Here is a 26,433-nt window from a genome sequence, read left to right as displayed (position 1 = left end):
AAAATGGCGGTACGTGATTTTATGACAAAAAATCTGATAACAGTAGCTCCCCAAGATCCAATTTTTGATGCTGTTGATCTAATGAAAGAACATGATATTCACCGTTTACCTGTATTAAAAAATGACCAACTTGTAGGATTAATTACTGAAGGAACGATACAAGCAGCAATGCCATCGTCAGCTACTAGTTTAAGTATTCACGAAACGAACTTTTTATTGAATAAAACGACGGTACAAGATGTTATGGTAAAGAAAGTGGCAACTATTGCTCCAGATGCGCTTTTAGAAGAAGCTATCAGTTTAATGAGAGCTAAAAAAATTGGAGTATTGCCAGTGGTAAAAGATGAACAGTTACAAGGGATCATCACTAATAATGATATTTTTGATGCTTTCTTGAAAATCACTGGATATAATAGTGGGGGCACACGAGTAACGATCCAAATTACAAAAGATCATAAGGGGATTTTAGCGACCATTGCCCAAACTTTAGCAGATGCCGATTTTAGTATTTCAACATTAGTAGTGGATCGGCAAACGGATAAAACCATTATTGAAGCTCAAATCGACTCCCAAGCGACAGAACAAATTTCTCAAATACTAAATGACGCGGGTTATACTGTTATTTCTTGTGTTTTAACTAATGCATAAAATAAAGAAACAAGGCAGAACTTTTGTCTTGTTTTTTTGAGCTTTAGGCTAGTGTTATGAAAAAAATATGCTAAAATAAAATGCGGGGTGAGAAGTTTGAAGAAAAATAAGGAAATTGAAGTACGAAGTGAAGAAACAACACGCAATATTAACGGCCAGAACTATTCGGTGACCGAACTTTATATTGGCAAAAAAAGGATTGGGGAAGTACTCCATTATGGCCCCAAAGAATTCCAAAGCTTTGCTGAAGACGAAGATTTAGGTGCTAGTAAAACTATGGATACAGCCATTGAAACGATTATTCGTCGCTGGAATTTACACGAACAATAAAATTTTTTGTTAAAAAGTTATTGCAAAAATAAAAAATATCTTGTATCATATTTAAGTCAGGTTTTTTACCAGACTTTTTGGAGGAGTAGCGAAGTGGCTAAACGCGGCGGACTGTAAATCCGTTCCTTCGGGTTCAAAGGTTCGAATCCTTTCTCCTCCACCATTGGGATATAGCCAAGCGGTAAGGCAATGGACTTTGACTCCATCATGCGCTGGTTCGAATCCAGCTATCCCAGTTTTAAGGCATCAGATTCTTTCTGGTGCTTTTTTTGTTGATTTCAACTAGTTTTTGCGATAATCTAAGAGAAAGATTGTATTTAGTTAGACATAGTGGAAATGAAAGCGGGCAAAATTTTTCAATTAAATCGTTAAAGGAAGTGTTGAGATGAAAATCGGAAAAAACTTAAAAGAAAAGATTACAGAAGCAGCAGAAACAATTTATGATGTATCAAAAAAAGATGTACAAGTAAATGTGGGAAAAGAAGGAGTAAAGGTTAAGGAACAACGACCAACTCGACAACGCATCAAATGGCAAGCAAAAATTCGATAAATAGCTGCAACACGCAAGTATGGTTGCGTGTTGGTTTTTATTTTTAATTTTTTTAACTACTGTTTTTGCGTAAAATAAAGGGAAGTATGACCAATTTTCCTCTTTTTTTAAAGCATAACTTATTTAGAACTAAAACAAATTAGAAAGTAGTAGGAGGTGGTATCTTTGGCCGAAACATTGCCTGTATATCTGCAAATTCATGATAAAATTAAAGAGAAAATTGAAGCGGAATATTGGAAAATCGGTGACCGTCTTCCTTCTGAAAGGGAATTGGCTGAAGATTTCGGTGTCAGTCGGATGACACTTAGACAAGCGATTCAGACATTATCTGATGAAGGAATTCTGGAAAGAAAAATTGGTTCAGGGACCTATGTTGCACGCCAAAAAGTGCAAGAAAAGATGTCTGGGACTACAAGCTTTACCGAAATTATGCTTTCTCAAGGGCGTAAACCTTCGAGTAAAGCCATTTCTTATTTTTTTACACAACCAAGTTCGAGTGAAATGGAACGTCTGAATTTGGCTGAACATGAAGCAATCTTGCGGATGGAAAGAATCCGTTTAGCAGATGATATCCCCATTTGTTTTGAAGTTGCCAGTATTCCGGAAAAAATTATCCGCGAATTTAGCAAAGACGAAATTTCTGCTTCCTTATACCGGACTTTAGAAGAAAAAGGGAAACACAAGATTGGCGGGGCTAATCAAACCATTTCTGCTGTCATTGCTTCAGAAAAAAAAGCTGAATACCTGCAAATAAAAAAAGGCGATGCTATTTTATTGATGCGGCAAGTTTCTTATTTTGAAAATGGTACACCATTTGAGTATGTGCGCAGTCAGTATGTGGGAAATCGTTTTGAATTCTTTTTAGAAAAATAAGCTAAAGCACTTCGGTCCGAGCCGACAAGTGCTTTTTATTTTTTTATCAGGTGTTCATAGTAGCGTTTTTCACCCTTTTCAAAGGTTGCTTGGTCGCTTAATAGTTCGGTTACTGCAGCAATAAAAGCCTGGGTTTCTTCAACGAGCACGCACAAAGTAACATTTTCTAAATATTGGGTATCTGCAATCCTATAATCTTGTTGTTCTAGAAAATGTTGGAGTTTGCCTAAAAGGGAATATTCAATAGTTACATAAACTTCCTGTTGCAAAAAGCCTTGAACGATGTTGGTCTCTTCTAAAGCATGGCTAACGGAGTGTGAATAAGCCCGAATCAAACCGCCTGCGCCTAATTTAGTTCCACCAAAATAGCGGGTTACTACTGCACAGACATTAATCAATTCTTGTTTTTTTAAGACCTCTAACATCGGATTTCCGGCGGTGCCAGCCGGTTCACCGTCATCACTAGAACGTTGAATATCGTTTGTTTCCCCGATGACAAAAGCACTACAATTATGATTGGCTTTCCAATGTTCTTTTTTTAATTGTTGGATAAAATTTCGGGCTTCTTTCTCTGTATAGACACGTTTTAAGGAACAGATAAAACGTGATTTTTTTATTTCTAGTTCAGCCTGGCCATCTTTTTGAATGGTACGATAGGTATCAAGCATGATGATTCACCTCTATTTTTATTCTGTATTTATAGTATAATATAGACAGACAGTGGATGGCAGTTTTTCGCTTAAAAGTTGCATTTTGTCGTTTTAAGCGTGATAATGAAGAAAAGAGGGGGATTTGGTATGGCAGGAAGGAGAAAGAAATATGACGTGGTTACCGCATATCTCAGAAATAATGGCGGTACGCAAGTCACATTAACTTTTACTCAATTTGATGAGCTGTTGTTTCCTGCCCGTGGTCTACCAAAATCGGCCCGTACTTCGATCGATTGGTGGGCGAATGATTATCTCCATCCTGAAAATGGTGCTTATGCTTGGCTAAATGCCAACTATGAAGTGGTCCATGTGAATTTGGAAAAAGAATTTGTTGTTTTTCGCCCATTGCTCAAATCAAGCTGGATTAGGCCAATCGACTGAGTAAACGTTGACAATGCATAGAAAAACTTTATAATTAAAGATATACTTTGTTGTTTTTAGTTTTAAAAAGTGGGGGGGAGATTATTTATGGCACAAAAAACGATCATGCTCGTATGTTCTGCCGGAATGAGTACTAGTTTGTTGGTAACAAAGATGCAAAAAGCTGCTGAAGAACAAGGAGTCGACACAGACATTTTTGCAGTATCATCTTCTGAAGCAGATACTCAATTAGAAAATAAAGATGTGGATGTTTTATTATTAGGTCCGCAAGTGCGTTTCATGAAAAATGACTATGAAAAAAAATTAGCACCTAAAGGCATTCCAATTGATGTGATTAACATGTCAGATTATGGCATGATGAATGGCGAAAATGTCTTACAACAAGCGCTTAGTTTAATTAATGAATAAAAATTAAGAAAAAGCAGAAGTCAAAAAAGACTTCTGCTTTTTTTGCGTATTTATCATTGAGGTGATAAATATGGAGGAACTATATGGTCGCCAAAAGGCGATGCAAAAAGATGAGATTGCTACACTTGATAATTCGTTTCAATGGCGAGCTGGGTTAGAAGTTAGTGCTAAAGTGTCTTGTCAGCGTTGTGGCAGTCGTTTTTCTAAAGAAGAAAACCAACTGCCTAATCAAAGTTATTATTGCCCATACTGCATTCAGTTTGGTAGAGTAACCAGTCAGACTTACTTGGTATCACAAGTAGAAAAACCTAATGTTTCAAGAGAGGTTGTTTTTACTTGGCAGGGAAGCTTGACGCCGGCACAACAAAAAATTTCAGACAATATTTTAGAAAATTACTGTCGTGCTAAAAATTCACTTGTCTGGGCTGTAACTGGTTCTGGTAAAACCGAGATGATCTTTCCGGTGTTAAGGTATTGTTTGCAAAATGGGGGTCGCGTAGCGATTGCTTCGCCTAGAATTGACGTTTGTCGTGAGCTTTACCCGCGTATTAATGAAGTATTTCCTCAGGAGGAGACCTTACTTTTATATGGTGATTCTACTGAAACGTACCGCTATAATGCTTTGACTATCTGTACAACCCATCAGCTATTTCATTTCTATCAAGCGTTTGACTTATTAATCATTGATGAGATTGATGCTTTTCCCTATGAAGGAGATCAAACGCTGGCATTTGCTCAAAGAAATGCTTTAAAAAAAGCAGGAAATTATATCTACTTGAGTGCAACGCCACCTGAACATCTATTAGAATCGTTAAAAGACACATTCTGCGTTGAAAAACTACCACTACGTTTTCATCAACGACCATTAGTGGTACCACAGTTAGTTTGGTATGAGAAATGGCAATATTGCTATCAATCAAATTGGAAAATCAAGAAATTAATCGTTTGTTTGAAAAAATTGTTGAAAGACAATGATGTGTTGGTTTTTTGTCCTAGCATTAGCTATATGCAAAAATTATATGCCAAAGTGAGCGAATTCTTTAACTCACAGGAAATGGATTGTGTTTCTGCCCAAGATGAACAAAGAGAAGAAAAAGTGCAACATATGCGTGAGGGAGCTTATCGTATTCTTTTTTGTACCACAATTCTTGAGCGTGGCGTTACTTTTGATCATATTTCTGTTGTTATTATGGGAGCGAATCATAAAATTTATAGCAAATCAGTCTTGGTGCAGATCGCGGGTCGAGTCGATCGCAAGGGAGTTTATCATTATGGTCAAGTTATCTTTTTTTATGATCAGAAAACATTGGCGATACGTCATGCCTGTGAGGAAATTAAAAAGATGAATCGATTAGCTCAGGAGTGGTTATAAAATGAAATGTAGTTATTGTCAGCAAGAAATTGTCCGTAATTTAACCATTAAAGAGCTGCTTTTTCCTTTGTTAATCAAAAGCGAACGTTGTTATCTTTGCCAAGAAAAATTCAAAAAAATAACCGCACCAGCTTGTCCTACTTGCTGCAAACCAGGATGGACGACTCGCTGTGAGGAATGCCAACAATGGCAAGCGATGTATCCAAGGTATGATTTTTGTCATCAAGCATTATTTTCCTATGATGAGGCGTTTAAAAAGTGGATTCAGCAGTATAAATTTTTAGGCGATTTTCGATTGAAAGCAACATTTATATCTGAAATTCAAGCTTATTTTTCTCACAAGAAAGGTTGGCTGGTTTGTAGTATTCCTTTATCAGACGCTCGTTTTTCTCAACGAGGCTTTAATCAGGTGGAAGCTTTTTTACAAGCAGCAGGAATCAAAACGCAAGATCTATTGGAAAAGGATGTAGACAGCACACCGCAATCCGATAAAAACCGACAAGAACGTTTGGCAGCTCCGCAAGTATTTAAGGCGACTAAAGCTGCAGCTAATATAAAAAATAAAAAAGTGTTATTAGTCGATGATGTCTATACGACTGGCAGGACGCTTTTTCATGCAGCTGAAATATTACAAAGTTACCAACCAGAAAAGATTCAAACATTTTCACTTGCTCGTTAAAGAGAAGTTAAAATTGTTAACGATTTCTTTTGCATTTATACTAAAGTTCGATATAATGAATATAAGAAGAGGAAAAAGAACCATTCTTTATCTTCTTTAATTGGCAGATGAAAGGGGCAATTGTTATGTTTAGATACAATGTTCGAGGAGAAAACATAGAAGTTACTCAAGGGATTCGTGATTACGTGGAGAAGAAAGTGGGTAAATTAGAACGTTATTTTAATGATGTACCTGAAGCGACCGCTCACGTAAATCTAAAAGTTTATACAGAAAAAACCGCTAAAGTAGAAGTCACGATTCCGCTACCTTACCTTGTCTTGCGTGCAGAAGAAACCTCACCGGATCTATACGGTAGTATCGACTTAGTTGTTGATAAATTGGAACGGCAGATCCGCAAATTTAAAACCAAGATCAATCGAAAAAATCGGGATACGGCCAATGCTAAAGTGGAGCGTGCTGCCATTTTTAACGAGGAAGAGCCCGAAGAAGAGAACGGTTCTGACCTTGCAATCGTACGTACCAAACGTCTTTCATTAAAACCAATGGATAGTGAAGAAGCCGTATTACAGATGAACATGTTAGGACACAGCTTTTTCATTTTTGAAGATGCTGAAACAAATGGAACTAGCATTGTTTATCGTCGTAAAGATGGGAAATACGGATTGATTGAAACAGATATCGACTAATTGTTAACAAACGAGTAAGCAGAGACTTCAGCTAAGAGCAGAGGTCTCTGCTTATTTTTCAAATTTTTACTAATATGGAGCTCATAGAATTGTTCTATGAGCTTTTTCATGTTAGATTATTAACGGATATGAAAATCGTGGATAAGCCTTCACAAAACAGTAGCAATCAAATAAAACACGTGCTAAAATATAAGGAAGACTTTCTAGTAGACGATAAATGTTACTGAAGTAAAGTGGCAATTTAAAAACAGTTTTTTACTAGCTGTTAGCAAGTTGTCTTTAATAAAGGAGATTTTTATAAGAATGGCCAACTTTTTTAAAACATTGATTGAAAATGATAAAAAGGAAATAAAACGCCTCGATCGGATGGCTGATAAAATCGAAGCGTTAGCGGATGAAACAAGTTCTTTGTCTGATGATGAATTACGACAAAAAACAGAGGAATTTAAAGAGCGTTATATAAATGGTGAAACCTTAGATGAATTATTAACAGAAGCTTTTGCTGTAGTGCGTGAAGCTGCTAAACGAGTATTAGGTTTATATCCTTTTCATGTACAGTTAATGGGAGCAATCGTGTTACACGATGGTAATATCTCTGAAATGCGTACTGGTGAAGGAAAAACTTTAACCGCAACGATGCCGGTTTATTTGAATGCATTGTCACAAAAAGGTGTTCATGTGGTAACCGTTAATGACTACCTAGCGTCGCGTGACTCAACAGAAATGGGCGAATTATATAACTTTTTAGGGCTGACTGTAGGATTAAATGTTAACTCAAAAACAACTGAAGAAAAACGAGCAGCTTATTATAGTGATATTACCTATAGTACCAATAGCGAAATAGGGTTTGACTATTTAAGAGATAATATGGTTGTTTATCCTAGCCAAATGGTTCAACGTCCGCTTAATTATGCGATTGTCGATGAAGTCGATTCAATCTTAATTGATGAAGCAAGAACCCCTTTGATTATTTCTGGCCAAGCCGAAAAATCAACGGCTCTTTATGTGCGTACAGACAGCTTTGTTAAGCGATTAAAAGAAGATGAAGACTATAAGATTGATGTTCAGTCAAAAACAATCAGTCTAACAGAATCCGGTATAGAAAAGGCTGAGGATGCTTTTAACTTAGATAATCTATATGATATTGATAATGCTGCGTTGACCCACTATATGGATCAGGCTTTACGTGCAAATTATATCATGATTCGCGACAATGATTATGTAGTTCAAGATGGAAAAGTATTAATTGTAGACCAATTTACCGGACGTATTATGGAAGGGCGTCGTTATTCAGATGGACTCCATCAAGCGATTGAAGCCAAAGAAGGTGTGGATATCGAAGATGAAACCAAAACTATGGCATCAATCACCTTCCAAAACTTTTTCCGGATGTATAATAAGCTAGCTGGGATGACTGGGACAGCTAAAACAGAAGAAGAAGAATTCCGAGAAATTTATAATATGGAAGTTATTCAAATTCCAACTAACAAACCTATTGTTCGTGAAGATCGTTCTGATTTATTATACCCAACTTTAAATAGTAAATTTAAAGCTGTAACACAAGACATTAAAGAACGCTACCGTAAAGGACAACCTGTTCTAGTGGGGACAGTAGCAGTGGAAACTTCAGAGCTACTTTCTAATATGCTAACAAAAGAAAGTGTTCCGCATGAAGTTTTAAATGCTAAAAACCACTTTAAAGAAGCAGAAATTATCCTAAACGCCGGTCAAAAAGGTGCTGTAACCATTGCAACGAACATGGCTGGACGGGGAACGGATATTAAATTAGGTTTAGGTGTTCCCGAAGTTGGCGGTTTAGCTGTTATTGGTACTGAGCGACATGAGTCTCGTCGGATTGATAACCAACTGCGAGGGCGTTCTGGACGTCAAGGGGACCCTGGTTTGTCTCAATTTTATCTATCTTTAGAAGACGATTTAATGAAACGTTTTGGTTCTGAGCGAATTAAAAGCTTTTTAGATCGGATGAAGGTTGATGATGAAGATGCTGTTATTCAAAGCAGAATGCTATCAAGGCAAGTAGAATCAGCACAAAAACGAGTTGAAGGGAATAACTATGATACCCGTAAAAATGTCTTGCAGTATGATGATGTGATGCGTGAACAACGTGAAGTCATTTATGGACAAAGACAACAAGTGATTTTAGAAGATAAGTCATTATCAAAAACCTTGATGCATATGGTAAAACGGACGATCGAACGAGTGGTCGCTGGACATACACAATTAGAAGAAAACCAATTGAACTATGAAGGATTAGTTGATTTTGCTGGTAATGTGTTAGTTAATGAAGATAGTATTTCTGTGGATGACTTAAAAGGGAAGTCAGCACAAGAAGTAAACGATTATCTGTACCAACTTGCGCAAGAAAAATTTGAAGAAAAAACAGAACAACTAAATAGTCCTGAACAATTGCTAGAATTTGAAAAAGTCGTGATCTTACGTGTGGTCGATACAAAATGGACAGATCACATTGATGCGATGGATCAATTGCGTCAATCGATCGGGTTACGTGCTTATGGGCAAAATAATCCATTAGTTGAATATCAAACTGAAGGATTTACCATGTATGAAAACATGATTGGGGCAATTGAATACGATGTGACTCGTTTGTTTATGAAAGCTGAAATTCGCCAAAACGTACAACGTGAACAAGTTGCTCAAGGCGAAGCAGAACAACCAGACTCAGAAAATACGACGAGCGATAAAAAACGCCCTGCAAATGTGAAAAAAGTAGGACGTAATGATCCTTGTCCATGTGGTAGTGGAAAGAAATATAAAAACTGTCACGGCAAAAAATAAAAAGAAATAAGGCTGGACATTCATTGCCCAGTCTTATTTTGCGCAATAGACTAAAAGATGATATGATAACCACGTTTGAAGAAAGAAGGAATAAGGATGGAAATGGCAGAAATACGAAATCAAATTGACGCAATGAAAGAGCAAATCGCAAGTTTTAGGGGGTCTCTTTGACCTTGAACAGTTAGAAGAAGATATCGCTCAAGCCGAAAATCAAATGGCAGATCCCTCCTTTTGGGATGATCAAGAAACAGCGCAAAAGGTTATCAATGAGAACAATCAAAAAAAGGCAACCTATGACAACTTCAAACATTTAGCCAAGGGTGTGGAAGATGCCGAAGTCTTATTTGAAATGTTACAAGAAGAAGCAGATAGTGATTTGCAAACTGAATTGAATAAAAAAATGGGAAAATTAAAAAAAGAAATGGCTAATTATGAATTGGCACTGCTCTTAGATGGTCCTTATGATAGCAACAATGCCATTGTAGAACTCCATCCGGGGGCTGGCGGAACCGAATCACAAGATTGGGGAAGCATGTTATTGAGAATGTATACACGCTGGGCTGAAAGTCACCATTTCCAAATAGAAACGATCGACTATCAAGCAGGAGAAGAAGCAGGAATTAAAAGTGTGACCCTGTTGATTAAAGGACATAACGCTTATGGTCTGCTAAAATCAGAAAAAGGAGTCCATCGACTGGTTCGTATTTCCCCTTTTGATTCTGCAAAACGACGCCACACATCATTTTGTTCAGTTGAAGTGATGCCAGAATTGGATGACACGATTGCTGTTGAAATTAACCCAGATGAATTGAAAATTGACACCTATCGCGCCAGTGGAGCTGGTGGACAACACATTAATAAAACAGAATCAGCCGTACGTATCACTCACTTGCCAACCGGTACTGTTGCGGCCAGTCAAGCGCAACGTTCCCAATTAAAAAACCGTGAGCAAGCAATGAGTATGTTACAAGCAAAACTGTATCAGCAAGAAGTTGAAAAGCAAGAACAAGAACAAGCTGCCTTGCGCGGTGAACAGCTTGAAATTGGTTGGGGCTCGCAAATTCGTTCCTATGTTTTCCACCCTTATCAAATGGTTAAAGATCATCGAAATGATCATGAAACAGGGAATACGCAAGCGGTAATGGATGGGCAAATTGATGAATTTATCGATGCTTATTTAAAAATGAAATTAAATGCACCGGGTTAAGAAAAGTTATTGAATTGCAAAGAAAATGTAACTTAGTGAAAACTCATTGAAATATTTACATGCTATAATGATTCGGTATGATTAAAAATGTTTAGGAGAGATAGCCATGATTGAAATGAAGGATGTAACCAAAAAGTATCCGAATGGTACAGCAGCTATCCGTGGCCTTTCGATTTCGATCGATCAAGGAGAGTTTGTTTATGTTGTTGGTCCTTCTGGCGCTGGTAAATCAACGTTTATCAAATTAATGTATCGTGAAGAAAAGCCAACAGGCGGAGATTTGAAAGTTGCTGAATACGATTTGATGAACATTAAAAACCGTGAAGTGCCATATTTGCGTCGTGAAATTGGCGTGGTATTCCAAGATTATAAATTGCTAGAAAGAAAAACAGTTTATGAAAATGTCGCTTATGCGATGCAAGTTATCGGACGTAGACCTAGAGAAATCAAAAAAAGGGTTATGGATGTATTAGATATGGTTGGCTTAAAACATAAAGCACGTGTATTTCCTAATCAATTATCTGGCGGGGAACAGCAACGTGTTTCTATCGCACGGGCGATTGTAAATACACCGCAAGTTGTTATTGCTGATGAACCTACCGGAAACTTAGACCCTGAAATTTCTTGGGAAATTATGAAGTTATTAGATCGTATCAATGCTCAAGGAACAACCGTTGTAATGGCTACACATAATAGAACCATTGTAAATACGATTCGTCACCGTGTGATTGCCATTGAGAATGGAAAAATCATTCGAGACCAAGCGGAAGGAGAGTATGGATACGATGCTTAGGAATTTTTTCCAACATGTTTTAGAAAGCTTAAAAAGCTTACGTCGCAATGGATGGATGACTGTTTCGTCTGTTACAGCCGTGACGATAACGTTAACCTTATTAGGAGCGTTTCTTGTTATTATTTTAAATACTGTAAAATTAGCTCAAGATATGGAAAACAATGTTGAGGTATCCGTCTATGTGAATTACGAGGCAGATGAAGACGAGAAAGAAGAATTAAGAGCAGAATTGGAAGAAATTCCTCACGTAGATTCAATTGCTTTTTCTAGTAAGGATGAAGAATTAGAAAGAGTACAAAACTCTTATGGTGATTCTTGGGACTTATTTGATCAAGATAATCCGCTGCTTGATGTCTTTATTGTCAGAGCAGATGATCCGCAATACGTAGAAGGGATTACTGAAGAAGCTAATGGGATGACTGAATATGTTCAGGAAGCCTCTTATGGTGAAGATCTTTCCGATCGAATTTTCAGTATTGCTCAAAACGTACGGACTTGGGGGTTAATCGGTACAATTGTCCTTATTGTCGTTGCGATCTTCTTGATTTCTAATACCATTCGAATGACCATTCTAACCCGTAAGCAAGAGATCCAAGTGATGCGTTTGGTTGGCGCTAAAAATGGTTACATCCGCTGGCCTTTCTTCCTTGAAGGTGGTTGGATTGGGCTCTTAGGTTCAGTTATACCGATTATATTAATGTATTCAGTCTACAACCGAGCTTATGAGTTAATTAATCCGATCTTAGAACGTTCCAATTATAGTTTACTAAGCCCGGGAAGCTTTAATTGGCAAATGAGTCTTTTATTAGCGGTTATAGGTATTGTGATCGGGTCCATCGGTTCCGCTTTTTCTATGCGCCGCTTCCTAAAATTCTAGTATTATTTAGAGTTAAAATTTAAATCGTTTCAGGAACGTGCAAAAGCAGTTAGATTACCATCTAACTGCTTTTTTCTCGTCGATTAAACTAGTAACGACACTAGAAATTTGAACTTATATGCTTATTAAGAAAATAAACATATAAGTTCAAATGAAGCGTGCTAGTTTAGTTTTTGTAACGATTATAATTCTTCATGGGTCTTTGGATCTTGTCCTGAAACACGAGCATCCTCTTGGTCTAGCGCGATAATTTGTTGTACTTCCTCCTTTGTCAGTTCAAAGTCAAAAAGGGAAAGATTTTGTACTTGTCTAAATGGATTACGTGACAGAGGTAAGGAAAGCACGCCTAATTGAAATTCCCAACGTAAAATAATTTGTCCCACGTTTTTATGGTATTTTTTAGCTAAATCTACTAATAAAGGTAATTCGGTAACGGGTCTAACCAATTGATGGTCAGTACCCCCTAATGGACTCCAAGCTTCTGTTAAAATTTGGTTTTTCTTATGATACTCTCGTTGTTCTTTTTGACTAAACAATGGATGCAATTCCAACTGGTTTACCACTGGAAGCACGCCTGTTTCTTTTTTTAATTTTTCTAAATGTTCAGGTAAAAAGTTCGAAACACCAATCGAACGGATAAGACCAAAACGCTGCGCATCAATCATTGCTTGCCATGCTTCTACATATTCATCGCGCTTGGGATTGGGCCAATGAATAAGATAAAGGTCAAAATAATCGAGCCCAGTCCGATATAACGATTCTTGAATAGCTGAAATAGCTTTACGGTATTGGTGAGAACGTCCAGGTAATTTAGAAGCAATTAATAAATCTTTTCGAGTAAGGCTAGATTTTTTGATTGCTTGACCCAGAGTTCCCTCATTTTCATAGTTGTACGCTGTGTCAAATAACCGATAGCCATTTTGCATAGCAGTCGTTAGTGTCTGAACGCCTTCAGCGCCCTTTAAATTTGCAGTTCCAAATCCTACTGCTGGTAAGATCGTTCCATCTGTTAATTGAAATGTTGGTATTGTCATTTTGCTCCTCCTTCTTATTTCTATCATCAAGCATGAATAAATGTCTCTTTGGAAACGATTTTATGCATTCATAGTAGTTTGTAATTTATCATAAGTCAACTAATTAGCAAACGATCTTATGTGTTAGTCCATTCAAATTTATAAGACAAAGGGAGTAAAATACTGTACGATGTAAAAGAGAGCTTTTTTACCACTCGTTCTGTTATCATAGAAAACATAAGAAACCGCTTCTGTTGTTAGTGCCTGTCACAGCCTAATAATAAGGGTAGCGGTTTCTTTTTATAGAAGTAGAATTAAGGTTTTTAAGTAGCGAGAAACATGCTAAAATAAAGGCGATCATGCTTTCTATATAACGGATAAAGCAATGATCGTTTACTGTAAGTTACAAATTTAATAAAGGAGCTTCTAATGAAAAAGAAGATAGTAGGATTATTAACTCTTGGTTTTACAATTATCCTTTCTGGTTGCAGTCAATGGATTGATCAAGGAGAATCTGTTACAGCAGTTGGGTCTTCTGCGTTGCAGCCTTTAGTGGAAACAGTGGCAGAAGAATTTCAACAAGATCGCCCAGGGCAATTTGTGAATGTCCAAGGCGGCGGTAGTGGAACGGGCTTAAGCCAAGTCCAATCAGGAGCAGTCGATATTGGTAATTCAGATATGTTTGCAGAAGAAAAAAGCGGTGTGGACGCTAGTCAACTTGTCGACCATCGAGTAGCGGTTATTGGCATTACGCCCATTGTCAACCAAGATATTGGCGTTGATGAATTATCAAAAGATGAATTGAAAGAAATATTTTTAGGAAAGATTACTAATTGGAAAGAAGTCGGGGGAAATGACCAGGAAATTGTCATTTTGAATCGCGCTTCTGGCAGTGGAACTCGAGATACTTTTGAAAAATGGATTCTTGACGATGAAAATCCGATTGCTTCACAAGAACAAGATTCAAGCGGAATGGTTAGACAAATTGTCAGTGATACACCTGGAGCAATCAGTTATATTGCTTTTTCATATGTTACTGATGACGTTGATGTTTTAGCGATCGACGGTGTCCAGCCTACGGATGAAAATGTAACAACCAATGACTGGCCGATTTGGTCTTATGAACACATGTATACAAAAGGTGAGCCTACAGGATTGACCAAAGAATTTTTAGATTATACTCTTTCAGATGATGTACAAAAAAATTTAGTCGGTCAATTAGGTTATATTCCTGTATCACAAATGAAAGTTGAACGTGATGCTAACGGAGACATTGTGGAGTAGGCTTTACGTAAACTTTACAAACTTCGCGTGAATTTTACAGTCCCTTCATTAAAAATTGATGTCATAAGATTAGACTAAAAAGGTAATAAGGAACAAGGAGGAACCCTTTTGGAAAATGTAAAAGAAGTGTTAACCAAAAAGTCGAAAAAGTCCAAACTAGAACAACGCGGGAAAATCATCAGTTTCTTGTGTATTTCTATTATTGTATTGGTTGTTTTATCCATTTTTTATTTTGTAGCAAGTAAAGGCTTGGCTACATTTTTTGTTGATAAAGTAAATGTCTTTGACTTTTTATTTGGAACAGAATGGAATCCTAGCCAAGTTGGTTCAGATGGTCAACCCATGGTTGGGGCATTACCAATGATTGTTGGTTCATTTCTGGTGACGTTCTTATCGGCAATTGTTGCAACACCGTTTGCGATTGGAGCAGCCGTCTTTATGGTTGAAATTTCGCCTAAAAATGGACAAAAACTGTTACAACCAGTTATTGAACTGTTAGTTGGTATTCCTTCGGTTGTTTATGGTTTTATCGGTTTGTCGATCATTGTTCCGGTTATTCGTGCGCTTTTTGGTGGCACAGGTTTTGGTATTTTAGCCGGTACTTTTGTTTTGTTCGTTATGATTTTACCTACAGTTACAACTATGACCGTAGATGCTTTAAAAGCTGTTCCTCGTCATTATCGAGAGGCCTCACTTGCTCTAGGTGCAACCCGTTGGCAAACAATCTATAAAGTTGTGCTGCGGGCGGCCATTCCAGGCATTTTAACAGCAGTAGTTTTTGGAATGGCCCGGGCATTTGGTGAAGCTTTAGCTATTCAAATGGTTATTGGTAATGCTGCATTGATGCCAACTAGTTTAGTGACGCCAGCTTCTACCTTGACCTCGATTCTAACGATGGGAATCGGCAATACGATTATGGGGACGGTTGAAAATAATGTCCTTTGGTCGCTTGCTTTAATTTTGCTATTGATGTCTCTGATCTTTAATATTGTGATCCGCTTAATCGGCAAGAAAGGAGCGATGAAGTAATGAAAGCTAAACGTTGGGATAAAATCGCAACAGCGATACTTTATATTATTGCCGCATTTCTTGTTTTGATTCTTGCTTTTTTACTGCTTTTTATACTTGTTCGCGGGTTGCCACATATTTCCTGGGAATTTTTGACCCAGCCAGCAAAGGCGTATCAAGAAGGCGGCGGTATTGGCATCCAGTTGTTTAATTCTTTTTATTTGTTGCTTATTACAATGTTAATTAGTCTTCCAATTTCTTTAGGTTCAGGGATCTATTTATCTGAGTATGCGAAAAAGAATTGGGTGACAGACATTATACGAACTTCTGTAGAAATATTGAGTTCCTTGCCTTCTGTAGTTGTTGGTCTATTCGGATTTTTAATTTTCGTAGTACAATTTCAATATGGATTTTCCATTATTTCTGGTGCTTTAGCATTGACCTTTTTCAACTTACCTCTTTTAACGAGAAATATTGAAGAATCACTCAATGCTATCCACCATACGCAAAGAGAAGCTGGCTTAGCGTTAGGCCTTTCTCGTTGGGAAACCGTATTGCACGTGGTATTGCCAGCAGCTACTCCAGGTATTTTAAGCGGTGTGATCTTAAGCTCGGGCCGGATTTTTGGTGAAGCGGCTGCTTTAATTTACACTGCGGGTCAAAGTGCTCCTGCTTTAGATTTTACCAATTGGAATCCACTCAGTATTTCGAGTCCGATTGGCTTGTTCCGTCAAGCAGAAACATTGGCCGTGCACATTTGGAAAATTAATTCAGAAGGCACCATGCCAGATGGCGATGCTGTATCTGCAGGGGCTTCTGCTGTTTTGATTCTCGCTGTGTTGTTCTTTAATTTCAGTGCACGGGCTGTAGGTAAGAGATTATATAAAAGATTAACTTCAGCCTGATTGTCCATTATTTTACTAGCTTTTAGCTAAGGGAGTTCAAGCCATTATGGAAGAGTACAACTTACAAGATAGAAATATATTTGAAATGCAAGATCGCGATGTTATTTTGAATACGCAAGATTTACATGTTTGGTATGGAAATAATGAAGCCATCAAAGGTATCGATCTTGAATTTGAAAAAAATAAAATTACCGCTTTGATTGGTCCGTCTGGATGTGGGAAATCTACATATCTACGTTCTTTAAATCGAATGAATGATGAAATTGCCAACACAAAAGTGACGGGTAAAATCATGTATAAAGATGTAGACTTAAATTCAAAAGAAGTCGACGTTTATGAGATGCGTAAGCGAATTGGGATGGTTTTTCAACAACCTAATCCGTTTAGTAAATCAATTTATGAAAACATTACGTTTGCACTACAACGTCACGGAGAAAAAGACAAGAAGAAACTAGATGAAATTGTCGAAACAAGCTTAAAGCAAGCTGCTTTATGGGATCAGGTCAAAGATTCTTTGCATAAAAGTGCTTTAGCTTTATCTGGTGGCCAACAACAACGATTATGTATTGCCCGAGCGATTGCGATGAAACCCGATATTTTATTGTTAGATGAACCAGCTAGTGCTTTAGATCCTATTTCAACAGGGACGGTCGAAGAAACGTTGATACAACTAAAAGAACATTATTCGGTTGTCATTGTGACTCATAACATGCAGCAAGCAGCTCGTATTAGTGATTATACTGCATTCTTTTATCTAGGAAACGTATTAGAGTATGATGTAACACGTAAAGTCTTTACTCGACCAAAAATAAAAGCGACAGAAGACTATGTCTCTGGACATTTTGGTTAAGAAAAAGGAAAGGATACAAACCCATGGCAGAAACAATTATATCTACAAAAGATCTTCATCTTTATTATGGTCAAAATGAAGCTTTAAAAGGAATTAATCTCACTCTTAATGAAGGTGAAATCACTGCATTGATTGGTCCATCTGGCTGCGGAAAGTCAACTTTTTTACGTTGTTTAAACCGCATGAATGATTTGATTCCCAATGTAACAACTACAGGTAGTGTTCTTTATAAAGAACAAGATATTTTTGGACCTAAAACTGATATAGTAGATTTAAGAAAAGAGATTGGGATGGTTTTTCAACAGCCTAATCCGTTTCCTTTTTCCGTTTATGAAAATATCACTTATGGCTTAAAATTAAAAGGTATTAAAGACAAAGAGCAGCTGGATCAAATTGTTGAAGAAAGTTTAAAAGCGGCTTCTGTATGGGACGATGTGAAAGACAAGCTTCACGCCAGTGCTCTTAACTTATCTGGCGGGCAACAACAACGTGTTTGCATTGCTCGTGTCTTAGCGGTGGATCCAGCTATTATTTTATTGGATGAGCCTACAAGTGCACTAGATCCGGTTTCTTCAGGAAAAATTGAAAATACCTTGTTAGAATTAAAAGGGAAGTACACCATGGTCATTGTTACTCATAATATGTCCCAAGCTTCTCGGATTTCAGATAAGACGGCTTTTTTTCTAAATGGCGACTTAATTGAGTTCAATAAAACAAAAAATATCTTTTTAGAACCACAAGAAAAACAAACCGATGATTATATTTCTGGTAGATTCGGTTAGAATTTTATACAATAGATATGGAAAGGGTGGAAAACGCTATGTTACGTTCCCAATTTGAAGAAGACCTATTGAATTTACACAATCAATTTTATGAGATGGGGATGCTAGTCAGTGATGCTGTCTCCAAATCAGTGACTTCTTATATTACTCACGACAAAAAGTTGGCAAATGAAGTGATTGATAAAGACGAACATGTAAATGAACATGAAGTGAAATTAGAGAAAAAAAGTTTTGAAATGATCGCCTTGCAACAACCAGTTACCACCGATCTTCGCACAATTATTACGGTCATGAAAGCAAGTTCTGATTTAGAACGAATGGCAGACCACGCAGTCTCTATCGCTAAATCAACCATTCGCGTTAAAGGGACCACGCGGATTGCCGAAATTGAAAAAATTATTTCTGATATGTCTGATTACGTTAAAAAAATGGTCGACAATGTCTTAATAGCGTATGTCAAAACCGACGAAGAAGACGCTAGAATGATTGCGAAGATGGATCAACGGGTTAATCAGTTTTACCATGAGATTTATTCTAGTACGATCAAAATAATGCAAGACCAACCAGAAACCGTGGTTAGTGGGACTGATTATTTGAGTGTAGGCCAATATTTAGAACGAATCGGTGATTATGTAACTAATATTTGCGAGTGGATCGTTTATTTAGCTACCGGTAAGATTACCGAGTTAAATTCAAATCGACAACCTGATGAATAAAGAAATAGTAGTAAAAGCGACCAAACATTCTTTCTATTGTTTGGCCGTTTTTTATATCGTAATTGATTGATCCGTTTTAGGTAGAGAACTTCTAACTAAAAAATAGTAAACTTGGTACTTAAGACCTATGATTTTTTCCAAGAAAGAAGGCATAATATTAATGTAAGGAAAAACTTTTTAAGGAGGCAATTTCCATGAACGAAAGAGAACGAATTATGGATTTAGTAAAAAAGGGTGTACTTTCCACGGAAGAAGCCTTGGACCTGTTAGAAGAAGCGGCAAAAGAAAAAGATGAAGCACAAATTCAAAAAGATGGCGCTAAATTAAATGCCCAAAAACAAGCAGAACACCAAACAAGTGCAGAAGAATCATTTGGACAAGCAACTGATGATAAAAGTGCAGCAGATAAAAAACGTTTAGAAGAAATGTTAGATGAATTAGCAACACGCGCTAACCAAGCGTCTGCTGAATTAGACGAAATTAATGCTGAAATCAAGGGCATTAAAGAAGAAATGTCCGAAAAACGTGAAGAAGTCATGCAAATTGATACTCAAGAAGAACTTGATGAGTTAAGTGAAGAAGACATTGCAAGACGTGAAGAATTAAAAGAAGAAATGAGCGACTTGCAAGAGTCATTGAATGATCTAAATGAAGAACGTAGTCGGTTAGAAGAAAAGTTAAAAACGATCCGCAAAGACCAGTGGAATCAAAAGAAAGAAAAATGGAACGAAAAAATGGATATTCCAGATGACTGGAAAGAACAAGCTGGGGAAACGTGGAACCAATTCGGTGGTAAAATGGCCGAAGCCGGAAATCATCTAGGTGAATTTTTAAAGAAAACATTTGATAACGTCTCAGAATCGGTTAACGAGAATGTCGAATGGAAAGATATTAACCTTCGTGTGCCGGGTGTACCGACGACGAAATTCGAAAAAACGTTTGAATTTCCTCAAACCGATGCCAGTATCTTGGATATTAAGATTGCCAATGGGAGTATGACGTTTAATATGTGGGATCAGCCTGATATTAAAATTGATGCTAAAATTAAATTATATGGCAAAATGGATGCTGCTACACCTGAAGAAGCGTTCGAACAACGGAGTCAAATCGTTGAAGATGAGGAACACTTATCTTTTCAAGTACCCAACAAACGAATTCGCTGTGATTTAGTGTTTAATCTGCCAAAACGTATTTATGATCATGTGTCGATTAAATCATTAAATGGTGCTATTAACATCAATGAATTAGATGTAAAAGATATTTATCTGAAAACAACGAATGGTCAAATTGATATTGATTCGATTAATGCCTCTATGTTAGAAATTGAAGGCGTTCATGGCGCAATCAACGTGGCACAAGGGGAAATCATTGATTCAGTTATCGAAACAGTGAATGGAAATGTGACTATGGGTGCTACTCCTCAAAATACTGGAATCTCAATTGTTAACGGAGATATCCGTCTAACAATGAACGAAGATAAAGTAAATCGTTTAGATGCTCATTCAGTAAATGGTAATATCAAAGTAGCATTTCCTAGCCTACTAGGATTAGAAGCGACAGCTAAAACGAACTTAGGTACGATTAATAATCGTTTGTCTGATTATGAAGTGGTACGACAAAAGGATGAACGTACGAATCAACTACTACATTTTCGTCGTAAAAATGATCCTATAGCCCAAGTTGATTTATCTACTACAACAGGGAATATTTATTTGAAAGATTCAGGTAAATAAGTGTAAAATAGAAACAAGGATAATTATTTAAGGGTGGTGACTGTATGAAAAAGAAATTAACAAAATCCAATAGTAACGTCATATTAACAGGTACATTAGCAGGGATTGCAGAATACTTTAATATTGATCCAACGATCGTTCGTATTATTTACGTTTTCATCTCATTGATGGGAATCGGAGCCCCTGTTTTCTTATATATCGTGTTGGCTTTGATCATCCCAGCAAATCGCTCAAAGCGAGGAGGCTACTATCGTTCAAATCATGGTAGTAAGCAGCGTCAACGCAAAGAAGCGGAGAAAGTGGATGAAGATGACTGGAGTGATTTCTAGTGAGCTATTTTGAGCGACTTATCGTAAATATGCTGACCTTTATCAGCTTATCGGTATTGCTGCCGCAAATGGTTCATGTTGAAAGTTTCTTGACAGCTCTCTTAGCGAGTTTTGTCTTATCAATTTTAAACACTTTGATTAAACCAATTTTGACGCTCTTATCGTTACCTTTGACAATTTTAACTTTAGGGTTTTTCAGTTTTCTGATTAATGCGGCGATGTTGCAAATGACTTCAAGCTTAGTGGGAACAGCCAATTTTGGCTTTTCTTCATTTGGCGCTTCATTGTTAGTGGCCATTATTATGTCGGTAGTTAATATGATTGTAACCGATCATAATATGCGAAAATACGTGAAATAATAAGGACCATTTATTTGAGAGTTTACTCAGATAAATGGTCTTTATTTACTAAAAAGAAATTATTATTCTCCTTCCTTTTCATTGGTTGATTGAAGAGCTGTCCGTTTTTTATTTTTCCACTTCAATTCCCATTACAGTTAAATGACCATTTTATAACCCACTGGCTCCACAAAGTTAGACTGAATTTCTGACTTTTTGGAGCTTTTTTATGATAATTGTTGTTGACTTTCGGTTCTTTTTTGCGTAATATTTTTAACGCAAGCGTTTTCATAATTTGAAGGAGGGAAAAATTTGAAAAAGAAGATTTTTGCTGGGGTGGTTGTTTTGGGTTTATTAGTATTTGCAGGCTGCACGCAACAAGGCGAACAAACAACAGCAACTAGCAGTACAGGTGCAGAGAGTGATGAAGTGACGATTTATTTAACTAGGCATGGTGAAACGATGTTTAACGACCTAGACAAAGTTCAAGGTTGGTCAGATACCCCGCTAACCGATGAAGGGGAGGAAGTAGCTGTTGATTTAGGTCAAGGTTTGGCAAAAGAAGAGGTTACTTTCCAGTCGGTCTATTCCAGTGACATGAAGCGTGCACATGATACAGCTGATGCAGTCTTAAGCGGATTAGAACAAGAAGATGAGCAAGTTCATGAAATGGAAGGTTTACGAGAAGCTGGTTCAGGTCAATTTGAAGGGGAATCACTAGAAACTGTCAATGAAGATCAAGCCAAAGAAGCTGGTTATGACTCTTATGAGGAGTATGAAAGCGAAGAAAGAAAACCGAATGAAGATGAATGGTCTTGGCTAGCTAACGCACATTACTATGCTGACCAATCAGGTTATGCAGAAGGCGCTGATAAAGTGCAAGAGCGGATGACCGATGCGATTGAAAAAATTGCAGAAAAACAAAGTGAAGAAGGTGGCGGCAATGTCTTAGTTGTCAGTCATGGCATGTCCATTAATGTGATGCTAGCCGGTATGACGGATAAGTATGAAGGAGATTCATTAGAAAATGCTAGCGTGACCAAAATCCATTACCAAGACGGTGATTTAGATGTAGAAAACATTGGCGATACTTCTTATCTAGAAGAAGGCGAAGAATAATCAGGCGATTGTTTCTAGTTAAGCTGATGAAGTTCTATCAATAAGTAAAAATGTTCAATCAGTGTAATATTTAACAGGAAGATACTAGAAATTTTTTCTTTTCTAGTATCTTTTTGCTTTCAATGATAAAATAGGAAAGAAAATATGGTTAGAAAAGAGGGAACCAAATGGCGGAAACCGTAAAAGTAGGTGAATTAGCCAAAGCTTTAGATTTAGAAATCGTAAGTGGCGATGAGCAAGCTTTGTCACGCGAGATTATCACAGGCGATATTTCACGCCCTGGTCTTGAATTAACGGGCTATTTTAATTATTATTCGCATGATCGCTTACAACTTTTTGGTAGCAAAGAAATTACTTTTTCACGTCGTATGATGTCAGAAGAACGGTTGATGATCATGCGTCGTTTATGTGCAGAAGATACACCAGGCTTTATTATCTCGAGAGGGTTAGAAGTGCCAGAAGAAATGCTTACAACTTGTACTGAAAATCAGTTGCCCATTTTACGTTCTAAAATTACTACTTCCCGTTTATCAGGACAAATTTCAAGTTATTTGGATGGTCGATTGGCGGTAAGAGAAAGTGTACACGGTGTACTGGTTGATGTATATGGACTAGGCGTTTTACTTCAAGGCGATAGTGGAATCGGAAAAAGTGAAACTGCTTTGGAATTGATTAAAAGAGGTCACCGTTTAATTGCCGATGATCGTGTGGATATCTATAAACAAGATGAATTAACTTTAATTGGTGAACCACCACAAATTCTTGAACATTTAATTGAAATTCGTGGAATTGGTATCATTGATGTGATGCATTTATTTGGCGCAAGTGCGGTACGTTCAAAAATGCAAATCCAACTGGCTGTTTATTTAGAGAGTTGGGAAAAAGACAAAAAATACGATCGCTTGGGATCTTCCGATGATACCGTTGAATTAAACGAAGTCGCAATCCCGCAAGTTAGGATACCCGTTAAAACAGGTCGAAACCTTTCAATTATCATTGAAGTTGCCGCAATGAATTTCCGTGCTAGAACTATGGGATATGACGCAACAAAATCTTTTGAAGACAGGCTGACACGTCTGATTGAAGAAAATTCTGATTTATAGAAAAGGGGCAAATAAATGACAGGAACAATCAGCCGAACGGCGTTTGAAATTTTTGGTATTGATATTTATTGGTATGCGATCATCATTGTTTCTGGCGTCATCATTGCGATGTGGCTCAGCTCTAGAGAAGCTGTGCGTGCTGGTTTAAGAGAAGATGATGTGACCGACTTTATGTTGGCGGGCTTACCAATTTCTTTTATCGGTGCGCGACTCTACTATGTTTTATTCAATATCGGGCCCTACTTGAATGATCCTATCCAAATATTTAATTTACGTTCCGGTGGATTAGCTATATATGGTGGATTAATTGCAGGGGGGCTTTGGCTACTTTTCTTTTGCCAAAGAAATTTTATACCAACATGGACTTTTTTAGATATTGCAGCGCCTAGTGTACTTATTGCACAGGGGATCGGTCGTTGGGGAAATTTTATAAATCATGAAGCCTATGGTCCAGAGACGACTAGAAGTTTTTTAGAAAACTTGCACATTCCTAACTTTATTATCGAAAATGTCTACATTGATGGGGCTTATCGCCAACCAACTTTCTTATACGAATCTGTCTGGAGCATATTGGGTTTTATTTTACTTATTATACTGCGTAGAAAAAAAGGATTGTTTAAAGAAGGAGAAGTCGCGATAAGTTATGTGATATGGTATAGTTTTGGTCGGTTTTTCATTGAAGGATTGCGCACGGATAGCTTATATTTGTTTAGTTCTATCCGCGTTTCTCAATTACTTTCACTTGTCTTGTTTTTGGGTGGCTGGTTCCTTCTGATCTGGCGGCGTAAGAAAAACGATCGATTAAAAGATTATGATCGAACTCAAGGTGAAAACCAATATATAATCTAGCAAGATTTAAGGGCTGGGTTGTGGTAAAATTTGAATGAGTCAGTTAGTTGCAAAAGAATTTAAGGAGGTTTCATTTTGAAACAAAAAATTACCGTGCTAGGTCCAGGTTCATGGGGGACAGCTTTAGCACAAGTGTTATCTGAGAACGGACATGAAGTAAATTTGTGGGGCGATAATCCCGCGCAAATTGATGAAATTAATACCTACCATACGAATCGGCATTATTTGCCAGATTTAAAAATGCCTGAAAATATTATAGGCCAAAAAGACTTAAAAACGGCAGTTAAAGATGCCGATGCGATTTTATTAGTGGTACCTACCAAAGCAATCCGCAGCGTAGCGAAACAATTAGCTACTATTATTGAAAATAAACCTTATATTATTCATGCGTCTAAAGGATTGGAACAAGGAACCCATAAACGCATTTCAGAAGTCATTAATGAAGAACTTCCCGCAGAAAAAAGAAAAGGACTCGTTGTTTTATCTGGCCCTAGTCATGCAGAAGAAGTAGCTGTTCATGATATTACAACCATTACAGCTGCAAGTGATGATGAAGAAGCAGCAAAATATGTCCAACAAGCCTTTATGAATAAATATTTGCGCATTTACACCAACAATGATGTAGTGGGCGTTGAAACAGGGGCTGCTTTAAAAAACATTATTGCTATCGGATCAGGTGCAATTGCCGGTCTTGGCTTTGGGGATAATGCCAAAGCTGCTATTATGACAAGAGGTCTGGCAGAAATTAGCCGCTTAGGAGTAGCCATGGGTGCGGATCCTTTGACCTTTAGCGGTTTAAGTGGCGTAGGCGATTTGATCGTTACTTGTACGAGTGTGCATTCGCGTAACTGGCGTGCTGGTAACATGTTAGGAAAAGGACAAAAGTTACAAGACATTTTAGATAACATGGGAATGATTGTAGAAGGTGTTTCAACAACGAAAGCAGCAATGGAACTTGCTGAACATTTAGGAGTAGAAATGCCTATTACAGAAACCATTTATCGAGTACTTTATGAAGATAAAGATATCGATCAAGCAGCTAAAGATATTATGATGCGTGATGGTAAAGTGGAAAATGAATTTTCTTAATAAAAGGAGACTTTTTTGATGAAAGTAAGAAAAGCGGTGATTCCTGCAGCAGGGCTAGGTACGCGTTTTCTGCCGGCAACTAAAGCGATGGCCAAAGAAATGTTACCTATTGTGGATAAGCCAACGATTCAATTCATTGTAGAAGAAGCATTGAATTCAGGAATCGAAGATATCTTGATCGTTACAGGCAAAGGGAAACGACCGATTGAAGACCATTTTGACGCTAACTTAGAGTTAGAAATGAATTTGAAAGAAAAAGGCAAAAATGATTTATTAAAATTAGTGGAAGAAACCACGGATGTTAATCTCCATTTCATTCGTCAATCACATCCTAAAGGCCTGGGTCATGCTGTTTTACAAGCAAAAGCTTTTGTAGGCAATGAGCCATTTGTCGTGATGTTAGGTGATGACCTGATGGAAGATAGAGTACCACTAAGCAAACAATTGATAGACGATTATGAAAAAACACATGCTTCAACTATTGCGGTGATGAAAGTACCCCATGAAGACACTTCGAAATATGGGATCATCAACCCTGATGGGCAGGTGGAAAAAGGGCTATATAATGTTAATAGTTTTGTTGAAAAACCTGAGCCAGAAGTGGCACCTAGTGATTTGGCAATTATTGGTCGTTACTTACTAACACCGGAGATCTTTTCTATTTTGGAAAATTTAGCGCCTGGTGCAGGCGATGAGATCCAACTGACTGATGCCATTGATACTTTAAATAAAACGCAACGTGTATTTGCACGAGAATTTAAAGGCAAACGTTTTGATGTAGGCGACAAATTTGGTTTTATGCGAACAAGTATCGAATATGGATTGGTTCATCCCCAAATTAAAGATGATTTGGCAGAATTCATTATCGAACTCGGTAGTGAACTTAATCAAAAAAAGCAAGGAAATGAAACAACAAAAAGCAAAAAAGACACAAAAGAGAAATAAGCTATCACTAACGATTCTTTATTTCTCTAAAATCAAGGA

The 26,433-nt window shown here is 37.3% G+C and carries 29 protein-coding genes and 2 tRNA genes; 29 read left to right on the top strand and 2 right to left on the bottom strand.

Annotated features, from left to right (window positions below; translation table 11 throughout):
* Positions 1-3 precede the first annotated feature (3 nt).
* The 6 genes from C7K43_RS05175 (at position 4) to C7K43_RS05155 (ending at position 2,401) form a co-directional block, all read left to right on the top strand.
* Positions 4-648 (top strand): CBS domain-containing protein, encoded by a 645-nt coding sequence (locus C7K43_RS05175; protein ID WP_124005891.1) that lies wholly within the window; start codon positions 4-6, stop codon positions 646-648.
* Positions 649-744: 96 nt separating this feature from the next.
* Positions 745-978, top strand: coding sequence for a DUF2969 domain-containing protein (locus C7K43_RS05170; protein ID WP_124005890.1), 234 nt, complete (start codon positions 745-747; stop codon positions 976-978).
* 79 nt (positions 979-1,057) lie between these two features.
* A tRNA-Tyr gene (locus C7K43_RS05165) sits at positions 1,058-1,141 on the top strand.
* 1 nt (position 1,142) lies between these two features.
* Positions 1,143-1,214, top strand: a tRNA-Gln gene (locus C7K43_RS05160).
* 149 nt (positions 1,215-1,363) lie between these two features.
* Complete coding sequence (locus C7K43_RS13255; RefSeq protein ID WP_168711992.1) at positions 1,364-1,528, top strand: hypothetical protein; 165 nt, start codon at positions 1,364-1,366, stop codon at positions 1,526-1,528.
* Between the two features lie 165 nt (positions 1,529-1,693).
* Positions 1,694-2,401 carry a GntR family transcriptional regulator gene (locus C7K43_RS05155; RefSeq protein WP_124005889.1) on the top strand — a complete coding sequence of 236 codons (708 nt, stop codon included), beginning with the start codon at positions 1,694-1,696 and terminating at the stop codon, positions 2,399-2,401.
* Positions 2,402-2,436: 35 nt separating this feature from the next.
* Here C7K43_RS05155 and C7K43_RS05150 read toward each other — a convergent pair whose 3' ends face one another.
* Positions 2,437-3,069: a YigZ family protein gene (locus tag C7K43_RS05150; protein WP_124005888.1), complete on the bottom strand. Its 633-nt coding sequence runs from the start codon at positions 3,067-3,069 to the stop codon at positions 2,437-2,439.
* Between the two features lie 129 nt (positions 3,070-3,198).
* Between C7K43_RS05150 and C7K43_RS05145 the strand changes: the two genes are divergently transcribed.
* The 9 genes from C7K43_RS05145 to ftsX all read left to right on the top strand — a co-directional run bounded on the left by C7K43_RS05145 (position 3,199) and on the right by ftsX (position 12,331).
* Positions 3,199-3,492, top strand: a complete 294-nt coding sequence (locus tag C7K43_RS05145) for a DUF7662 domain-containing protein (RefSeq protein ID WP_124005887.1) — start codon at positions 3,199-3,201, stop codon at positions 3,490-3,492.
* An 87-nt stretch (positions 3,493-3,579) separates the two neighbouring features.
* The gene (locus tag C7K43_RS05140; RefSeq protein WP_124005886.1) at positions 3,580-3,900 is read left to right on the top strand and encodes a PTS sugar transporter subunit IIB; all 321 of its coding nucleotides are present in this window, start codon (positions 3,580-3,582) and stop codon (positions 3,898-3,900) included.
* Between the two features lie 70 nt (positions 3,901-3,970).
* Positions 3,971-5,272, top strand: coding sequence for an ATP-dependent helicase ComFA (locus C7K43_RS05135; RefSeq protein WP_124005885.1), 1,302 nt, complete (start codon positions 3,971-3,973; stop codon positions 5,270-5,272).
* 1 nt (position 5,273) lies between these two features.
* Positions 5,274-5,951, top strand: a complete 678-nt coding sequence (locus C7K43_RS05130) for a ComF family protein (protein WP_124005884.1) — start codon at positions 5,274-5,276, stop codon at positions 5,949-5,951.
* Between the two features lie 125 nt (positions 5,952-6,076).
* Entirely contained in the window at positions 6,077-6,637 is a 561-nt protein-coding gene (hpf, locus tag C7K43_RS05125; RefSeq protein ID WP_124005883.1) for a ribosome hibernation-promoting factor, HPF/YfiA family, read from the top strand.
* A gap of 303 nt (positions 6,638-6,940) precedes the next feature.
* Positions 6,941-9,454, top strand: a complete 2,514-nt coding sequence (secA, locus tag C7K43_RS05120) for a preprotein translocase subunit SecA (protein ID WP_124005882.1) — start codon at positions 6,941-6,943, stop codon at positions 9,452-9,454.
* A 96-nt stretch (positions 9,455-9,550) separates the two neighbouring features.
* Positions 9,551-10,661 (top strand): peptide chain release factor 2 gene (prfB, locus tag C7K43_RS05115; RefSeq protein ID WP_124005881.1). Its coding sequence is split into 2 segments (ribosomal slippage): positions 9,551-9,622 and positions 9,624-10,661, totalling 1,110 coding nucleotides; the frame shifts between segments, so codons are not numbered across the junction.
* A gap of 106 nt (positions 10,662-10,767) precedes the next feature.
* Positions 10,768-11,454: a cell division ATP-binding protein FtsE gene (ftsE, locus tag C7K43_RS05110; protein WP_124005880.1), complete on the top strand. Its 687-nt coding sequence runs from the start codon at positions 10,768-10,770 to the stop codon at positions 11,452-11,454.
* Positions 11,447-12,331, top strand: coding sequence for a permease-like cell division protein FtsX (gene ftsX / locus C7K43_RS05105; protein WP_124005879.1), 885 nt, complete (start codon positions 11,447-11,449; stop codon positions 12,329-12,331). Before ftsE ends, ftsX begins: the two co-directional genes overlap by 8 nt.
* 182 nt (positions 12,332-12,513) lie before the next feature.
* Here ftsX and C7K43_RS05100 read toward each other — a convergent pair whose 3' ends face one another.
* Positions 12,514-13,365 carry an aldo/keto reductase gene (locus tag C7K43_RS05100; protein WP_124005878.1) on the bottom strand — a complete coding sequence of 284 codons (852 nt, stop codon included), beginning with the start codon at positions 13,363-13,365 and terminating at the stop codon, positions 12,514-12,516.
* 408 nt (positions 13,366-13,773) lie between these two features.
* Between C7K43_RS05100 and C7K43_RS05095 the strand changes: the two genes are divergently transcribed.
* From C7K43_RS05095 to galU, 14 genes are all read left to right on the top strand, one after another.
* Positions 13,774-14,628: a phosphate ABC transporter substrate-binding protein PstS gene (locus C7K43_RS05095; RefSeq protein WP_124005877.1), complete on the top strand. Its 855-nt coding sequence runs from the start codon at positions 13,774-13,776 to the stop codon at positions 14,626-14,628.
* Between the two features lie 108 nt (positions 14,629-14,736).
* Complete coding sequence (pstC, locus tag C7K43_RS05090) at positions 14,737-15,657, top strand: phosphate ABC transporter permease subunit PstC (RefSeq protein ID WP_124005876.1); 921 nt, start codon at positions 14,737-14,739, stop codon at positions 15,655-15,657.
* The gene (pstA, locus tag C7K43_RS05085) at positions 15,657-16,541 is read left to right on the top strand and encodes a phosphate ABC transporter permease PstA (protein WP_124005875.1); all 885 of its coding nucleotides are present in this window, start codon (positions 15,657-15,659) and stop codon (positions 16,539-16,541) included. Before pstC ends, pstA begins: the two co-directional genes overlap by 1 nt.
* 46 nt (positions 16,542-16,587) lie before the next feature.
* Positions 16,588-17,391 carry a phosphate ABC transporter ATP-binding protein PstB gene (gene pstB / locus C7K43_RS05080; protein WP_124005874.1) on the top strand — a complete coding sequence of 268 codons (804 nt, stop codon included), beginning with the start codon at positions 16,588-16,590 and terminating at the stop codon, positions 17,389-17,391.
* 23 nt (positions 17,392-17,414) lie between these two features.
* Positions 17,415-18,173, top strand: a complete 759-nt coding sequence (pstB, locus tag C7K43_RS05075; RefSeq protein WP_124005873.1) for a phosphate ABC transporter ATP-binding protein PstB — start codon at positions 17,415-17,417, stop codon at positions 18,171-18,173.
* A 38-nt stretch (positions 18,174-18,211) separates the two neighbouring features.
* Entirely contained in the window at positions 18,212-18,889 is a 678-nt protein-coding gene (phoU, locus tag C7K43_RS05070) for a phosphate signaling complex protein PhoU (protein WP_124005872.1), read from the top strand.
* Positions 18,890-19,083: 194 nt separating this feature from the next.
* Complete coding sequence (liaX, locus tag C7K43_RS05065) at positions 19,084-20,622, top strand: daptomycin-sensing surface protein LiaX (RefSeq protein WP_124005871.1); 1,539 nt, start codon at positions 19,084-19,086, stop codon at positions 20,620-20,622.
* Positions 20,623-20,666: 44 nt separating this feature from the next.
* Positions 20,667-20,951 carry a PspC domain-containing protein gene (locus C7K43_RS05060; RefSeq protein ID WP_124005870.1) on the top strand — a complete coding sequence of 95 codons (285 nt, stop codon included), beginning with the start codon at positions 20,667-20,669 and terminating at the stop codon, positions 20,949-20,951.
* The gene (locus tag C7K43_RS05055; protein WP_124005869.1) at positions 20,951-21,310 is read left to right on the top strand and encodes a phage holin family protein; all 360 of its coding nucleotides are present in this window, start codon (positions 20,951-20,953) and stop codon (positions 21,308-21,310) included. The genes C7K43_RS05060 and C7K43_RS05055 overlap by 1 nt, the downstream gene beginning before the upstream one ends.
* 291 nt (positions 21,311-21,601) lie before the next feature.
* Positions 21,602-22,408, top strand: coding sequence for a histidine phosphatase family protein (locus C7K43_RS05050; protein WP_124005868.1), 807 nt, complete (start codon positions 21,602-21,604; stop codon positions 22,406-22,408).
* Between the two features lie 167 nt (positions 22,409-22,575).
* Entirely contained in the window at positions 22,576-23,511 is a 936-nt protein-coding gene (hprK, locus tag C7K43_RS05045) for an HPr(Ser) kinase/phosphatase (protein ID WP_124005867.1), read from the top strand.
* Between the two features lie 15 nt (positions 23,512-23,526).
* Positions 23,527-24,360, top strand: a complete 834-nt coding sequence (gene lgt / locus C7K43_RS05040) for a prolipoprotein diacylglyceryl transferase (protein ID WP_124005866.1) — start codon at positions 23,527-23,529, stop codon at positions 24,358-24,360.
* Positions 24,361-24,435: 75 nt separating this feature from the next.
* Positions 24,436-25,449, top strand: a complete 1,014-nt coding sequence (locus C7K43_RS05035) for an NAD(P)H-dependent glycerol-3-phosphate dehydrogenase (protein WP_124005865.1) — start codon at positions 24,436-24,438, stop codon at positions 25,447-25,449.
* A gap of 18 nt (positions 25,450-25,467) precedes the next feature.
* A complete protein-coding gene (gene galU / locus C7K43_RS05030) occupies positions 25,468-26,394 on the top strand; it encodes a UTP--glucose-1-phosphate uridylyltransferase GalU (protein ID WP_124005864.1) in 927 nt (308 codons plus the stop codon).
* Positions 26,395-26,433 lie beyond the last annotated feature (39 nt).

The organism is Tetragenococcus koreensis, from assembly GCF_003795145.1.
In the GTDB taxonomy this organism is placed as follows: Bacteria; Bacillota; Bacilli; order Lactobacillales; family Enterococcaceae; genus Tetragenococcus; species Tetragenococcus koreensis.
This window is presented reverse-complemented; position numbering and strand designations above follow the sequence as displayed.

Excerpts from the sequence above, each read along its gene's own strand:
- liaX (WP_124005871.1), top strand. The coding sequence starts at position 19,084 with ATGAACGAAAGAGAACGAATTATGGATTTAGTAAAAAAGGGTGTACTT.
- hprK (WP_124005867.1), top strand. The coding sequence starts at position 22,576 with ATGGCGGAAACCGTAAAAGTAGGTGAATTAGCCAAAGCTTTAGATTTA.
- C7K43_RS05135 (WP_124005885.1), top strand. The coding sequence starts at position 3,971 with ATGGAGGAACTATATGGTCGCCAAAAGGCGATGCAAAAAGATGAGATT.
- ftsE (WP_124005880.1), top strand. The coding sequence starts at position 10,768 with ATGATTGAAATGAAGGATGTAACCAAAAAGTATCCGAATGGTACAGCA.
- lgt (WP_124005866.1), top strand. The coding sequence starts at position 23,527 with ATGACAGGAACAATCAGCCGAACGGCGTTTGAAATTTTTGGTATTGAT.
- C7K43_RS05150 (WP_124005888.1), bottom strand. The coding sequence starts at position 3,069 with ATGCTTGATACCTATCGTACCATTCAAAAAGATGGCCAGGCTGAACTA.
- C7K43_RS05095 (WP_124005877.1), top strand. The coding sequence starts at position 13,774 with ATGAAAAAGAAGATAGTAGGATTATTAACTCTTGGTTTTACAATTATC.
- C7K43_RS05140 (WP_124005886.1), top strand. The coding sequence starts at position 3,580 with ATGGCACAAAAAACGATCATGCTCGTATGTTCTGCCGGAATGAGTACT.
- C7K43_RS13255 (WP_168711992.1), top strand. The coding sequence starts at position 1,364 with ATGAAAATCGGAAAAAACTTAAAAGAAAAGATTACAGAAGCAGCAGAA.
- hpf (WP_124005883.1), top strand. The coding sequence starts at position 6,077 with ATGTTTAGATACAATGTTCGAGGAGAAAACATAGAAGTTACTCAAGGG.
- C7K43_RS05175 (WP_124005891.1), top strand. The coding sequence starts at position 4 with ATGGCGGTACGTGATTTTATGACAAAAAATCTGATAACAGTAGCTCCC.
- phoU (WP_124005872.1), top strand. The coding sequence starts at position 18,212 with ATGTTACGTTCCCAATTTGAAGAAGACCTATTGAATTTACACAATCAA.
- pstA (WP_124005875.1), top strand. The coding sequence starts at position 15,657 with ATGAAAGCTAAACGTTGGGATAAAATCGCAACAGCGATACTTTATATT.
- galU (WP_124005864.1), top strand. The coding sequence starts at position 25,468 with ATGAAAGTAAGAAAAGCGGTGATTCCTGCAGCAGGGCTAGGTACGCGT.
- secA (WP_124005882.1), top strand. The coding sequence starts at position 6,941 with ATGGCCAACTTTTTTAAAACATTGATTGAAAATGATAAAAAGGAAATA.
- C7K43_RS05100 (WP_124005878.1), bottom strand. The coding sequence starts at position 13,365 with ATGACAATACCAACATTTCAATTAACAGATGGAACGATCTTACCAGCA.
- pstB (WP_124005873.1), top strand. The coding sequence starts at position 17,415 with ATGGCAGAAACAATTATATCTACAAAAGATCTTCATCTTTATTATGGT.
- pstB (WP_124005874.1), top strand. The coding sequence starts at position 16,588 with ATGGAAGAGTACAACTTACAAGATAGAAATATATTTGAAATGCAAGAT.
- ftsX (WP_124005879.1), top strand. The coding sequence starts at position 11,447 with ATGCTTAGGAATTTTTTCCAACATGTTTTAGAAAGCTTAAAAAGCTTA.
- C7K43_RS05145 (WP_124005887.1), top strand. The coding sequence starts at position 3,199 with ATGGCAGGAAGGAGAAAGAAATATGACGTGGTTACCGCATATCTCAGA.
- C7K43_RS05060 (WP_124005870.1), top strand. The coding sequence starts at position 20,667 with ATGAAAAAGAAATTAACAAAATCCAATAGTAACGTCATATTAACAGGT.
- C7K43_RS05130 (WP_124005884.1), top strand. The coding sequence starts at position 5,274 with ATGAAATGTAGTTATTGTCAGCAAGAAATTGTCCGTAATTTAACCATT.